The sequence below is a fragment of the Providencia sp. PROV272 genome, from assembly GCF_049901975.1.
GTDB lineage: Bacteria > Pseudomonadota > Gammaproteobacteria > Enterobacterales > Enterobacteriaceae > Providencia > Providencia stuartii.
In genome coordinates this window covers 2422277-2436236 of record NZ_CP096291.1, presented here as the reverse complement: position 1 = coordinate 2436236, position 13960 = coordinate 2422277, and the positions used below count along the sequence as shown (strand labels likewise).

Below are 13960 nucleotides of genomic sequence, written 5' to 3'. Positions count from 1 at the left end.
TTCCATCTAACATGACCGAGCGTTGCACTTATTATCTGAATTCGCGAACATTTAATTTCATTATAAAAAATAAACTTATTGTATTTTGGTTTAATATTCTGACTTTGACAAGTTGGTTATTGATGTTTATGGCATTACAGCGTATCGAAGCATCTGTTGAATCTGCTATTTATCAAGGATGGATTCCCATTATCGTTATGCTATTGAGCTTATGTAAGGGGGGCAATAATTGGTTCAAGATATTAGGGCCATTACTAATTGCCATTTCTATTTTCATGTTGATTTTTGCCAGATTATATTTTAACAGTAATAACCATTATATTAACTCCTCGATTTTATTAGAGGGAATTATTCTAGCCTCTATAGCAGGAAGTACTGGTGGCATTTATGTTTTCCTTTCAGCTAAATTTAGAAAAATTGCTGGTGCAACCACCTTAAATATACTAACAACACGCTTTATTATTTTACTAATAGTAACAAGTTCTTTAGCACATGAGCAACTATTCATTATAGTCACAACTGATTTATACTCCTTATTAAAACTAGTATTTCTTTCAATCATATTTGTTGTCATTCCTATATTTTGCTTACAACATGCGATTCTTAAGTTGGGAGCTGAACGCGTATCTATTTTAACACCGTTAGTACCAGTGGTTGCACTTACTGCTGAATATTTTGTGTCTCCTTGGAATAATTTTTGGGTACCTATTTTAATAGGGTTAGTAAGCTTATCATTAATTATTAGTAACATATTAATGAATGAAAAATCACAAGTAATTAAGTAATGCCTAGATCCTGAAAACACTAATCTAAAATGAGGAATTAACATGACCACATTACAAGAAAACATAAATGACAAAAATTTAATAGAAGAAATCCGAGAGATGATAAATAACTCAGGGATAAATGAAAATGAATTCTATAAAACATTTCAAAAAGAGGCGCTACCTCTTGATACAGCTAAAACTATATTTCAGCAATACTATTATTATATTCGTACTTTTCCACAAATTCTTTCAGGATTAGCTCCTCGAGTAAGCGATGAACTCATTCGATTGAAAATTTGTCGTACAGTAGTTTCTGAACTAGGTGATGGTAAGGGAGATGCTCATTATATCATGTTTGAAAATGTATTAGCTGGAATTGGTATCACTCTAGATGAATATAAAACTGCAAATTACAATCAAGAAACTAAAGAGTTAATTGAAAATTTAAATCGTCTTTTTTTGGTTGAATCACCGAATTATGCATTAGGTGCGCACTATGTTATTGAAGAGTTTGGTTTTCCTATGATAGTTAATCTTTATGAGGGATTTCGCTTATATAAAGGTTGGAAACATGAAGATTATAATTATTTCTATTTGCATATTTTAATTGAATGTAATCACGTTGATTGGATTCAAGAAGCCACGCTGGCCGCTGCAAAAGATGATGCTTCTAAATTTGAAATAATTGAAGGTGCACGACAAATATTAGAATTGCTTAATAATTTTTGGAAAGGTCTCAATAGATTGGCGGTTAGTCATGTTAATTTAATCTCACAAAAAACAGCCTAACCTAATAGAAATTATAACCTTTTTATAATAATAAACATGTGGGATGCTGAACTTTAAATTCATCCGTATGTTATTCATTAATAATGAATAGGTGAGCTAATGATTAAGAACAATGATTCATTGGTAGGTATTTTTGAGCACATGTCTTTAATCGCTAAGAAAAATAATGCTTTAAACCTTTCACAAGGAATTCCTGATAATATTTATGATGATTTATGGAATAAAACTATAAGTGACTTATCTATGAATACGTGGCAATATCAACCTTCAGCAGGATATTCTCCACTCATTCAAAAATTACTTAGCTCCTTTTTTTCAAATGCATTTGACGATGCAATTATTACCTCCGGTTGTACTGAAGCATTATTATGTGCATTATATGCATGGAGTGAAAACGGTTACCGTGACCTCGTGGTGATGGAGCCGTTTTATTCTTATTACCCAGGATTAGCTAAACTAGCTCATCTCAACTTTGTTCCTATCTTAATGCAAAAATATGCGGAACAACTAATTATAGATTGGAGTACATTGAAGCGGGTTATTAATGCAAAAAGTATTGTTTTAATTAATACACCACATAATCCTTCAGGAACAGTTTTTACTGCTGATGATTGGCAGCAATTATGGTTAATTCAAGAAGTAACTGGTTGCGCGATATTAATTGATGATGTTTACCGCCATTTCAATTTTACCAATGAATTAACCCCTTACGCAAGCATGTCTCAACGTAATATATTAATTGCAGGTTCTGTATCAAAAAGTTTTGCAGCTACAGGAGCTAGAGTGGGATGGCTTGTTGGAGAAAAAAGACTATTAAAACGAGCTCTTATAGCTCATCAACATATGTCTAATTGCCAACCCGAATTATTGCAAAAGGCGTCTTTAGCTTTGATTCAAATGGTTCCCTTTTCTAAACTAGATAGCGTATCTCAAACATATCACAAACGAGCAACAAGATTGGGCGAAGCGCTATCTCAAGCAGGATTTAATTTGATTACCGCTAATGGTGGACATTTTATTATGGCATCACATCCTAAACTTGCTTATCAGCCACTTATCGAACAAGCTATTTTTTTTACCTTAAATTTTGGGATTACACCATTACCACTTAATGATTTTTTTCATAATAAAGACACTCATTGGTTGAGATTCTCATTTGCCTTAAGTGACTCAACTATCGATTCGGCATGTCAGCGTTTAATGTTTTCTCATTTGTAAGGATTCGCATATGAGCTCATTTATTGTTATTGGTGGCGGTCCTTCCGCTGCAATAGAAGCATCACGCCTTTGTTCTTTAGGTAAAAATGTCACAATCATCACTGAACAAATTGGTGGTTGTATGGAAATGATGGGAGATAAAAGGCTTCAGTCTTATTGCAATGAATTAACTTTACATGAAACTACATTGTCTCTAGCAGACAGTATGGCTCTCAACGATCTGCCGCCAACTGCAAATGAATATATTCAGTATATTAAGCGCATTTTTGATGGCCTTCCAATTAAAATTATTATAGGAAAAGTGAATTGGTTTACTAAAATAAAAACTAAATTTAGTTGTCATGTGGATTCTCAGTTTGGTAAAAAAATTTATTATTCAGATGGATTGGTTCTAGCAACGGGTCTTAAATCGAAAGCAACTCCAGATATTTTTTCCTTATTACCACATATAAACTGTTTTTCAGCCTATAAATTATTTAACCAAAATGGTTCATTTATTAATAATTATAAACGTGCTGTGATTTTAGGTAGTGGGAATACGGCTTTTCAACTTGCAAATATTGCGGTTTCTCATGGGTTAAATACGACAATTTTGGCACGAGAATATCTAGGTATATTTCCTCAAGAAACCAAAAATAGATTTGCTCTTCGTGCGCCAAGCCAAATTACGATTGAAAAAATTTGGAAAAGTCATGACTTTGAAAATACAGATTACCTGTCATTCTTTATTTACTCTTCATTATATTCTGATGGGAAATATTTAAATGTGAAAATTGAAAAATCGAAAAATCAAATACATATTGCTAATATTTCATACTCCGCTCTTTCTTCTGATATAAATGGCGAAAATACAAAAATTCTTTCCATTCCTTCGGAAGATACTTTGTGTATTTCAGCAATTGGAGTTACATGTACTTTACCTTCTCATAATTTTAGTCAACTACAATTGAATGATCAAGGCTATATCTCAAATGAGTTAGGGCGCACAGCTGTTGCTGGGTTATATGTTGCAGGTACTTTAGCCGGAGCAAAATCGGTTAATACCATGAATAAGGTCGAGTATGAATATGAAAGTCAAAATGCTATTGGATAATTTCATCTATGAAGTCAATGGGTTTGACAAAACAATTGATGATATAAAAAAGTATAATTTAAATTCTCTACTTCATTCTGGAAAGGTGATTATATTACGCAATAAAAAGTTATCTCTAGAAGATTATTATCAGCTAATGTTGTCGATAGGAACTCCTGAACAACATATTTTACAGAATTTCTCCGTCAGTGGATATAAAGATATCATTCGTATATCAAATTATATTACGCCGACAGGTGAAAATGAAGGAATTTTAGATGGCGGAGCATACTGGCATACGGATATGTCGTATAAACCCCAAATTGGTATTGCAACAGCACTGATGTCCTTAAGAGAGCCTGATTATGGTGGTTATACTCAATTTATAGATATGGTTGATGCACTTAGTATTCTTCGTAAGAACTCAGCTCTCCTTACAAAGCTTGAGAATATCTGTGGAACATCTTTAGAGGCGATTCAGGTACATCATACTTTTGGTAATCGAAGAGCTATGTTTGACCCATCACAGCCAACTCAACGATTAACTAATGCTCAACAGATTACTCTTTCTCCAGTAGTACACAATTTAGTTCAAGTTCATCCATATACTGGACAGCAATCTCTTTTTGCTGTTTCTGGTACTGCCATTTGTTTTGACGGAGTATCCCAAGAAGTATCGCTACCACTATTGAATGAGCTGGAAGATTTCATTATTGAAAATTCTCAATTCTATCAACACCGTTATTTTTCTAACGATATCATTATTTGGGATAATTTACTGACGCTTCATCGTGGATATGCCATTAAGCCTAGCCATAATATTAAAAATAGTCGTCTGTTATACCGTATTAACGTCAATTACTCTAATAGAGGGCCTTGTTATGAAAAAAACAGTCATACTCCTTTCTCAATCTTACCTACAATTTGCTTCAGAGGCTGTACTACTTAATTTATCTCAGCAAACCCGTTTGGTTTTAGTTATTACACACAATGAAGAAGTTTATCCTTTTTTGTCCACAAAATTGGCAAAGGTTTATCATGTCAATGGAAATACGACAGAAAGCTTACGGCCTGAATTAAATTTTGACCAAGTCTCTGAAATCGTAAAACAAGAGATTGCTCTAGTTGACTCATCTAAAGATATCGCTATTTATTGTCAGCAAGAAGATAATGTATTAACAGCAGCAAAACTCCGCTTAGCATTTGATATCGATGGTGAACAAACAGATATCGTATTAAAATTTCGTGATAAGTTAATTATGAAACAATGTATTAGTGCAGTTTTACCCAACGCAATACCTAAACATAAAAAGCTGGATATAGAATTATTAAATAACAATCTTCGCGATTATTATCATGAGCTAAAAGAATTTCTTGGTGAAAAAATGATCGTCAAACCAACCACTGGAGCTGGTAGCTTTAATATAAAAATAATCAATTCGGAAGTTGATTTACAGGACGTTAAAGAAATGATAAGCACTGATGAGCATACATTCTCTTATGAGATTGATGAGTTTATTAGTGGAAAAATGTACCAATGTGATTCCTTTATACGAAATGGCAAAGTTGTATTTTGTGGAATATTAGAATTAGGATGCAGCAATTTTGATTTTGTCATGGGAAAACCACTGTCGGTTTATCCTGTTACAAGCATAGAACAATACCAACGACTATTTGAATTTAATCAAACATTGATCACCGAATTAGACCTTAAAAACGGTTCTACTCACCATGAGTTATTTATCAAAGATAACTCTCAAGATATAGTTTTTCTCGAAATTGCTGCTCGAGTCCCTGGTGGAATAGGGGTCCCATTCCATACCAAAAATAGTAATATTAACCTTATTGACGCTACGCTTTTACAAGCAGCTGAGTCTGATGAATTAAATAAAATTAGCCCTAATATGAAAAATAATGTTGTTTCAGCATTATTGCCCGTAGGGCATGGTACTGTTATCGCGCTAAATGAGCCTCAGTTAATGAGTCATTGGCATATAGACTGGCATGTTAAAGTTGGTGATGTTGTTAATTCGCGTTCGCTTATTGATACCGCAGGTATCCTGATGTTCACGAATGATAATAGAGAACAACTACGTAGCGATTTTGAAAAGCTTCAAGATTGGGTTCCTGTGACTTGTATATAAAAAATGAAATAATTGCTAACTATTCCAATGTATAATTTAGAATACATTATATGGTAGGGCACTTCACTTCAAGTTTTTGTAAGTGCGCTACTTGTCGTGCTTTTTATCAATGATAATGACCCCTCGGTATTCGCTATTACTGAACATACAAAATATCTTCCTTAAACCGCTTTGTTCTGACTATGTATAATAATCTATCCAGTTGTCCGGTAATCTCCCCTAAAAGTAGTTGATTTCCAGTAGCACAGTTTTCACCAACGTAGCGGACTCTTTGAACGCTTATTTATTTGAATCGTTGAGCTAAGTTAGACAATTAGTGTGGTATTGGCAGTAATATTATAACTTGAGCCGAACCCATGAAAGTTTAAATAACCTTCCACCGGAGGCTTATCGTAAACAGTTAGAAAACTCTAGTTTAGGGTGTCTTAATTAATGGGGAGTGGACACCTCACCTCACGCTCAGGGTCGGGGTAGAAACTCAATGGGCTATTGCTAACAAAACCAAAGCGTTCTATTTGCCTGGCCAAATAGGATTGCCTTGCGCATTGGTCACATAGAGTGGGGCTCTGTTAATGTCGCTGTGATATTAACATTCACATTTTATATATTAGATTGGTGAAGCAGAATTGCCTCTGCTTATATATATGATTATTATTTTTTAAGTAAAGGCAAAGGTAAATTAACTCTTGAAATTTTACTTAAGATAAAAAGAATTAGATTATAACTATTACCAATAAAGTTGCTTATTTCTGAGGCGTCACTAACATTTTCAATTTTTTGATAAATAATGTCTTTTGAATTAGATATATCTAAATTATAGTTAGAGTGATCTCTAGATCTCACTTCTAATACTATTTCATCATATTTATCATCTAATATGTATTTTGGTAGAATTAATAAACTAAGCTAAAAAATAGAATCAGAACCAATTATTTTAGCCTCAACTGATACTGAATGTATTCCTTCAAATTCGTATTTATTTTTTACAGAACAAAGTGTACTGAAAATAAAATCATTTAGATTTTTTATCATTTTTTGCTATTTCCACTATAAGTTGTTGTCGGGTTCCTTAGTGAACAGTGATTTTTTGGTCGAAAGATCTGAGCACGGAATCCGCTTTTAGTTCATTACTTTTTTCTTATCCCGAGCTCAGGTTAGCTAAAGTATGATAACTGTAAGTCAGGTAACGTAAGCATATATTATTTTAAAAAAACAGTGGCTACTTTTTTGGGGCCTTCATATATATCAAAGGTGCTATGTTTTTCCATGCGTTCTTTCGGGGCGTTGTCCATTAAGAAATCAACGCCACCTTCACTTATAAATTCATCATTTTCTAATTTTGTGGAATGTATATCAAAAATTACACTCCAAGCATTGTTTTGCCAATTAATATCTTCGGGGAATCTTGATACAGCATAATATCGACCTACGCTTGGTGGCATTGACCGACCCCCATCTTTTTTTTGTACCCATTTTATTTTTACTAAATGCATCTTTGGTTTCCTTTCACTGTGACATTTTTACTCCAAGTTATTTTTACATTAGAATTATTAAGACCATCTAATGTGGCAAATCTAGCTGGATCAATGCTATCTAAATGAGGGGCAAAATGCCATTTTTTAGCAATCTCATCTGGTACATTTATTTGTACAACTTTAAATGTATCACCACCATGCTCCATTTTGCTACCTCAAATAACAGCATTGTCATATGTCGTGGCAAACCATTTTCCTTCTAATGCATTCGGTGATGAAGTCCAAGCGACAGTGTTCATCAAGCTTTCATATTCACTAACATTCATACTTGTCCACTCCCCATTAATTAAGACACTTCAATTTAGAGTTTTCTAACTATTTACGATAGGTCTCCGAAGGGAGGTGATTTAAGCTTTCGTACGTGCGATTTTGGTTATAATCTTGTTGCCATACAAGAAAATAAATAATTATAATCAGCCGGATTGTAATTAATTTAGGGAAATAATTAAGATTTATATGGAATACCAATTCAAATCATACAGTAAGGGCAATAAGAACAAAACAATGTCTGTTTACTGGATTGTTGTTCCTTGTGTCATATGGATAGCGCTCATGTATTGGTCGCTAATATTAGGCTCGAGAATGGTGTTATTTGAATGGTTTCCAAAATGGATTATTTCTATTACATTTACTGTTATTGTAAGTGTAATTAGTGGAGTTTGGAGCATTCTACGTCGCCCACTAAAGCATGCATTTAAAAACTTTCTTCAGTCTGGATTTATGGCCCTTGTATTAATCGTTCCTGTGTTTGATGTGTTGGCCTATTTATTAACAAACAAAACAATTCGCTACCAAACTGAATATGAAATCACATCGCCAGGCCCTAGCATTAGCCGATTTAGCCAATGTAAATATGGTATATGGATCAAAGAAACTTATACAGAGCAGTGGAAATTACTTTGTATTGGTAACCCTAAATCGAAAACTCAGACAAATACAGGAATGGTATGGGTTACAATAGAAACTGGGCCTATTGGCGCATACATTGTTGATTATCAGTTCTCTTCTTTTAACCTTTAATTTTGACTTACATTTATGCTAAATGCAGTTTTGACTAGTAGTGACTAGATGCTTTTAGCGTGTATTTACCTAGCATGGAAGTGAATATTATCAAAGAGAGGGTTTATGTTACAGCAAGATAGCCTTCAACAAGATGTTATTGCATCTGTAAAAAAATCATTAAATGTTGAGCATTTTTACCACAGAATTAGACCTGATATTTCGCCATTCATTAGTGCAACCTCGAAGTTATCACTAAAAAAACTTGATGAGTGGGAACGTCTAATTCGCTGGGAGATCGACTCATCGCTCCAACAAAATAATGCCCAAATTACTAAAGTTAATAGCCAATTAATGGGTTCTCTTAGATGGCTAGATTTATGTAATGCTGATGGCTTCAAGCGTGAGCGAGCACTAAAGGTGCTTACTGGTGGTGCGCCAAACAGTTTTCTACTTGCGTTGGTATTTCGAAAACTGAATGACTGGGTGCCTGAAGTCAGAATTGCTGCACGTGATGTATTACCATTAATCGCAGAACAATCAGACCCAGAGATTATCGTTGATGTCTTATTTATAATGCTTCCCTATTGGAATTCATGGGAAAGAATAGGGGATGAAGAAAAACAAATTCTATTGAATATTATTGCAATGAATAGAGTCGCAGAGTCCCTTAGAACCTATCCCAATAGGATTTTATTCCAGACAATGATGGCACAGGCAAGATGCAGCATTGCCTCATAATTCTCGACCTTCTTCTCCCAACGAGTCAGGACACGACGGTAGCGATTCATCCAACTGTGTGTTCTCTCTACAACCCAGCGGTGGGCCTTAAAATCCGTGTTTTTGATGGCTTCTGATTCATCCTTCCGTGACTGGATATGAGGTTCATAGCGACGACTTTTCAGATACGCTCCCAACCATTCCGCTTCATACCCTTTGTCCATGCACAACCGGAGCCTCTTGCCCGGTCTGCCCGTCTGGAGGGCATCGAGCGTATCCGCAACCAGCTTTATGTCGTGCGTATTTGCTCCAGCGACAACCAGTGCAAGCGGAAGCCCGTTCCCGTCAGTCATCAGACTGCGCTTTACGCCCCGTTTCCCTCGGTCTGTTGGGTTCTTGCCTGTTTTTTTGAGCCTGCCAGCGGTGATTTGGTCATACAACCATCCATCGACAGCCACGACCAGTCAATAGCGTCCAACTGTTCGCAAGCAAGCAACCCGTTTTGCCAGAAGCGTTCAAATACGCCAGCATCCCGCCACTCCTGAAATCGGCGATGAGCAGAGCTTGACGAGCATATACCGGTGGCATTTAGCGCATTCCACTGGCAACCCGTCCTGAGTACGAAGAAAATGGCGTTCATTGCAGCGCGATTATCAACCCGCTTGCGGTGCGTACCCAGCGGGTGTTGAGTTCTATGCTCCGGGATGAGAGGAGCCATTTTCTCCCAGAGTTCATCACTGATTTGCCACTTATTACCTACCATACGTTGCCCTCATAAATTATCATTATGTATTATCTGACAATTCCTTTTGGGATAGGTTCTTAAAAAGCGACTTATCCTATCTGCTTCTGGACCTGTTGCGACTATATTTGCACAGGCTGGTCGTGTTGATGTATTAGACAACTTTCTGACTGAAATTGCTGAGCTATCAATACAGCCTGCCTTGCGAGCTAAAGCATATCGTTGCTTATTAGAAAGCAAATTTGTTTGGGCTGAAGGAAGTAAACTTAAATGGATAGACAAAAGGTATGGTATACGGAAACGTATTCCTGTTTTAAATGAAAGGATAGTAAACACAACAATCTCATTTATTGAGTATTTAAAAATGGCGGCAATTGATCGTTCTCCCATGGTTCGTCGTATTGCTGGAGAAATGCTAATTAAGCAGTTAGAAAATATTGGGGATGATGCGCTTAAGTTAGCAGAATTGCTGGCATCCGATACAACAGTAGCAGTAGCAGAACGAGGTCAGTTTGCATTAAAATATTTAGCTAAGTAGATATAAATATATAACCATGTTTGCTTCACGCTTAAAATGGGTGCCCAAATTTTATTATTGATTGTATGGACGAGAAAAAACTAAAAGGCAGTTTTGAGCCTCAGTTGATTACGAAAAATCAAACTCGCATCACTCAGATGGACAGCCAAGTTTTATCCCTCTATGCAAAAGGAATGACCCCCGTGAAATCGTCGCTACATTCAAGGAAATGTACGATGCTGATGTCTCACCGACTCTGATTTCAAAAGTCACCGATGCTGTTAAAGAGCAAGTGCAAGAGTCGCAAAGTTGGCCACTCGAATCGCTGTATCCCATTGTCTATCTTGATTATATTGTTGTCAAAGAGCGTCACGATAGCGGTGCTATCAATAAGTCTGTTTTTATTGCATGAGCCATCAATACTGAAGGACATAAAGAACTTTTGGGAATGTGGAAGGCTGGAAATGAAGGCGCTAAATTTTGGTTGTCGGTGCTCACTGAGCTTAAAAATCACGGTGTTCAAAACATTTTGATTGCCAGCGTTGACGGTTTAAAAGGCTTTCCTAATGCGATAAATAGCGTTTATTCTCAAACGCAAATCCAGCTGTGCATCATTCATATGGTGCGCTACGTTTCTTGGAAAAACTACAAGGCTGTGACTGCGGGGCTGAAAACCATCTATCGTGCCGCAACAGAGGCTTCAACATTGATAGCATTGGAAAAATTCGCTTTAATATGGGACGAAAAATACCTGCAAATTAGAAAAAGTGGGTATGTGCGTTGGGAAAACGTAAATACATTTTTTGTTTACCCTGATGATATCCGCAAAGCCATTTACACCACGAATGCCATCGAGTCACTAAATAACGTTATTCGTCATGCGATTAAGAAACGTAAGGTATTCCTCAGCGATGATTCAGTGCGTAAAGTCATTTACTTAGCGATTAAATCAGCTTCTAAAAAATGGAGCATGCCAATTCAAAACTGGAAACAGGCAATGAGCCGTTTTATTATTACGTTTGGCTAACGCCTAGACGGTCACCTTTAATGAAAGGCAAATACACAGAATTATTTACAGGATCTTCTACCGTCGACGGATATGAGTGAATTCATTTTTTTATCAACAGTGCTTTGATTTATCGAAAGCACCTGTGATTAATGAGGCATTCGTATATCCCGCGATTGTCACGGATGTACCGTTTAGGGGGATCGACCTACTATTTTCTTAGGTGTGATTCAAGTTTAGCATTATGAAAAAGGTGACTATGATACGAAAATTTTTTTGTGGAAAATAATTTTCACATCATTGTGGTCTGGCGGGGTACAGCAAGTTTGCGGAATGTGCTCACCGATTTTAGCCAGTTAATACACCATAAAAATGTTTATTTACTGAATGCAAAACGTAATACCACTTTTATGGCATTTGAAGATAAATTACAAAAATTTGCTCAAGATGATTTATTAAAGCAGTCACTTGAACGTTTTAAGGAAGATACTTATGAAATTTCTGTGTCATAAAGCCGCTTTCACTGCGTTATTAAGTGTATTCTTTTTGCATGGGTGTGCGCAAAATCAGTCATTTTCGCCCCCAATCAATGGGGAAAGCCTTCATTTTATAGCAACGCTCCCTCAAGAATTAGAGTCATCCCCGATATATGCGGTATATCGTTCTGAGGTTTGCCGTAAAGAGCGCCGAAACTCCAATAGGGAGACGTATACTATCCCCGGGTTTCATCGAGAAAAATATCCATTAGCGACGAATGCCTCGAATCAAGTAGAGGCGAATATTCCGAAATCTGGGGGAGGAAAATGTGATTGGAAACTCAGTAATATTAAATTTGAAGTCAAACTCAAGGACCCATCAAAAATTGATCCGTTAATATCAAAAAACTTTGGTATGGAAGCCACTTTTGTGCTTGATAATAATACGCCAGCCACATTTGATGGTGGCTATGAAAAAAAGTCAGGGGATTTTTATGAGATATTAACCTTATTTCCGTTGATTACAGAAGATTTTATTGGTGGTCATGAGAAGTCATTTTGGTTAATTGCAAAATATGAAACGATGACCTATAAAGTGAAGAGCGCTAAGAATATCAATATTAATTTTGATTACAAATCAGCCATAAAAACTTACAGTATTGGACCAAAAAAGAAAAATAAAGATTCAATGGCTACCTTTATTTATCCTAATGGGGAACAAGAAAAAACCAATTGGCTTTTTCCTGAATACAAAAAACTGATCGAGATATCCGAATCTATGTCCTCTAAATAAAAATAGGATGCTTCTGTTTTATCTTATTCTAAATTTTAAAGTGTTTTATTAAACGCTACGGATGCGTTGTTTAAAATGTGTTTTGCTAGAAAATTATGTATAACCGGTTGCTTTAACGCGGAATTGGCGAATAAAAAAGGAATTAACACTGACTTTTTGGATTAACAGCATAAAACCCAGTTAATGTCATGAATTTTATGCTGTTTTATTATGATTTGATACTTTGTGAAATAATATAAGGCTAAAGCGCAGGCTTACACATTAAACCGTTAAACTTAGTTTATCAATTTGAATTGTAATGATTTTATTTTTAAAGTCATGTTTTGTACTCAGCGGTGTACTCATTTAAATATAAATGCTAAGTTTAATTCTATCGTACTAGGTGGCACTTTAATTTTATTTGGTTTTTAGCAAGTTTCTTTTTACCACTTCATAAGGTGTTTTACCAGTATACGCTGAATAAAAGGGGATATAATTGTAAAGGCTTCCCATCTCTCCTATTTTTTTATGCCATTTCATTCTTTACTTAGAATATCTCATTATAGTTACTCACTGGCATTGTTGGATTATATCACTCTGTATTCAACAACAAAAAAAGTATATGTGACTAATTTTTATTTAACTTGGGAATACGTTTATTCGATTACCGTGTGTAGGTGTAATAAGGTTATTGGTGAGATAGGGTTACCGCCATTGTTAAAATACCGAGATTTAACGGTTGGCAGTAGGGTATTTAAAACTAACAAGCTCAGAATGAGTTGATGAATAACAGCGGGGTACAACTGAATACCAGAAAAAGAAAAAAGAGCTCTGTAAGCCGAGGCAAATACTTAGAATGTTAGTTACTTGTCCTATTTCTATGAATTCCCAAATGTCAATGGGTGAAACGAATAGTATCAACAATAATTCAATAATCTAGACATAAATTGTTACTAAATGCGAAATGAAAAGTTGAATAGTGAAGTATAAAGCCAAAAATTAGGTTTAGAGGTTAATTGGGTAATCGTAGCTATTATGGTTATTGGCGTTTTTTCTGAATTGGAAAGGAAAAAAGGGCAGAAAGAGAATGCGGTAATCCTGAAAAACGGTTATATAAATACGTATTTGAATGTTTGTCTTAATTTTTTTGGGGGGCTGGAATTAATGACTGAAAATGGTTTGGTTTATAGGTTGTTAAACTGT

General features: G+C 35.5%; 13 protein-coding genes and 3 pseudogenes. 13 read left to right on the top strand and 3 right to left on the bottom strand.

Features of this window, described 5'->3' with window-relative positions; all coding sequences use genetic code 11:
* Positions 1-128: 128 nt before the first annotated feature.
* The 7 genes and pseudogenes from M1E93_RS11115 to M1E93_RS11085 form a co-directional block, all read left to right on the top strand.
* A complete protein-coding gene (locus tag M1E93_RS11115) occupies positions 129-785 on the top strand; it encodes a hypothetical protein (RefSeq protein WP_426206916.1) in 657 nt (218 codons plus the stop codon).
* A gap of 42 nt (positions 786-827) precedes the next feature.
* Positions 828-1556 (top strand): iron-containing redox enzyme family protein, encoded by a 729-nt coding sequence (locus tag M1E93_RS11110; RefSeq protein ID WP_196992985.1) that lies wholly within the window; start codon positions 828-830, stop codon positions 1554-1556.
* A gap of 99 nt (positions 1557-1655) precedes the next feature.
* On the top strand, positions 1656-2774 hold the full coding sequence (locus M1E93_RS11105; protein WP_104873429.1) for a pyridoxal phosphate-dependent aminotransferase: 1119 nt from the start codon (positions 1656-1658) through the stop codon (positions 2772-2774).
* A 10-nt stretch (positions 2775-2784) separates the two neighbouring features.
* A complete protein-coding gene (locus M1E93_RS11100; protein ID WP_163762048.1) occupies positions 2785-3867 on the top strand; it encodes a hypothetical protein in 1083 nt (360 codons plus the stop codon).
* The gene (locus M1E93_RS11095; RefSeq protein WP_040133085.1) at positions 3836-4795 is read left to right on the top strand and encodes a TauD/TfdA dioxygenase family protein; all 960 of its coding nucleotides are present in this window, start codon (positions 3836-3838) and stop codon (positions 4793-4795) included. The genes M1E93_RS11100 and M1E93_RS11095 overlap by 32 nt, the downstream gene beginning before the upstream one ends.
* Entirely contained in the window at positions 4728-5990 is a 1263-nt protein-coding gene (locus tag M1E93_RS11090; protein WP_196992984.1) for an ATP-grasp domain-containing protein, read from the top strand. The genes M1E93_RS11095 and M1E93_RS11090 overlap by 68 nt, the downstream gene beginning before the upstream one ends.
* 271 nt (positions 5991-6261) lie before the next feature.
* A pseudogene (locus M1E93_RS11085) lies at positions 6262-6423 on the top strand (integrase core domain-containing protein); the annotation flags it as partial.
* Between the two features lie 766 nt (positions 6424-7189).
* On the opposite strand, the gene M1E93_RS11080 reads toward M1E93_RS11085, so the two are convergent.
* Together M1E93_RS11080 and M1E93_RS11075 are read right to left on the bottom strand one after the other, a co-directional pair.
* The gene (locus M1E93_RS11080) at positions 7190-7483 is read right to left on the bottom strand and encodes a hypothetical protein (protein WP_061064094.1); all 294 of its coding nucleotides are present in this window, start codon (positions 7481-7483) and stop codon (positions 7190-7192) included.
* The gene (locus M1E93_RS11075; protein ID WP_061064093.1) at positions 7474-7671 is read right to left on the bottom strand and encodes a hypothetical protein; all 198 of its coding nucleotides are present in this window, start codon (positions 7669-7671) and stop codon (positions 7474-7476) included. The genes M1E93_RS11080 and M1E93_RS11075 overlap by 10 nt, the downstream gene beginning before the upstream one ends.
* Positions 7672-8029: 358 nt before the next feature.
* Here M1E93_RS11075 and M1E93_RS11070 point away from each other — a divergent pair, with 358 nt between their 5' ends.
* Entirely contained in the window at positions 8030-8545 is a 516-nt protein-coding gene (locus M1E93_RS11070; RefSeq protein ID WP_231405849.1) for a hypothetical protein, read from the top strand.
* A 105-nt stretch (positions 8546-8650) separates the two neighbouring features.
* Positions 8651-9265 carry a hypothetical protein gene (locus M1E93_RS11065; protein WP_426206912.1) on the top strand — a complete coding sequence of 205 codons (615 nt, stop codon included), beginning with the start codon at positions 8651-8653 and terminating at the stop codon, positions 9263-9265.
* Here the strand turns inward: M1E93_RS11065 and M1E93_RS11060 are convergent.
* Positions 9202-9962 (bottom strand): annotated as a pseudogene (locus tag M1E93_RS11060) (IS5 family transposase). The gene M1E93_RS11065 and the pseudogene M1E93_RS11060 overlap by 64 nt on opposite strands.
* Positions 9963-10188: 226 nt before the next feature.
* On the opposite strand from M1E93_RS11060, the gene M1E93_RS11055 reads away from it, so the two are divergent.
* From M1E93_RS11055 to M1E93_RS11040, 4 genes and pseudogenes are all read left to right on the top strand, one after another.
* Positions 10189-10524: a hypothetical protein gene (locus M1E93_RS11055; protein WP_426206911.1), complete on the top strand. Its 336-nt coding sequence runs from the start codon at positions 10189-10191 to the stop codon at positions 10522-10524.
* A gap of 86 nt (positions 10525-10610) precedes the next feature.
* Positions 10611-11530 (top strand): annotated as a pseudogene (locus M1E93_RS11050) (IS256 family transposase); the annotation flags it as partial.
* A gap of 257 nt (positions 11531-11787) precedes the next feature.
* Entirely contained in the window at positions 11788-12021 is a 234-nt protein-coding gene (locus M1E93_RS11045; RefSeq protein WP_061064090.1) for a hypothetical protein, read from the top strand.
* Positions 12002-12778 carry a hypothetical protein gene (locus tag M1E93_RS11040; RefSeq protein ID WP_104873433.1) on the top strand — a complete coding sequence of 259 codons (777 nt, stop codon included), beginning with the start codon at positions 12002-12004 and terminating at the stop codon, positions 12776-12778. Before M1E93_RS11045 ends, M1E93_RS11040 begins: the two co-directional genes overlap by 20 nt.
* Positions 12779-13960 lie beyond the last annotated feature (1182 nt).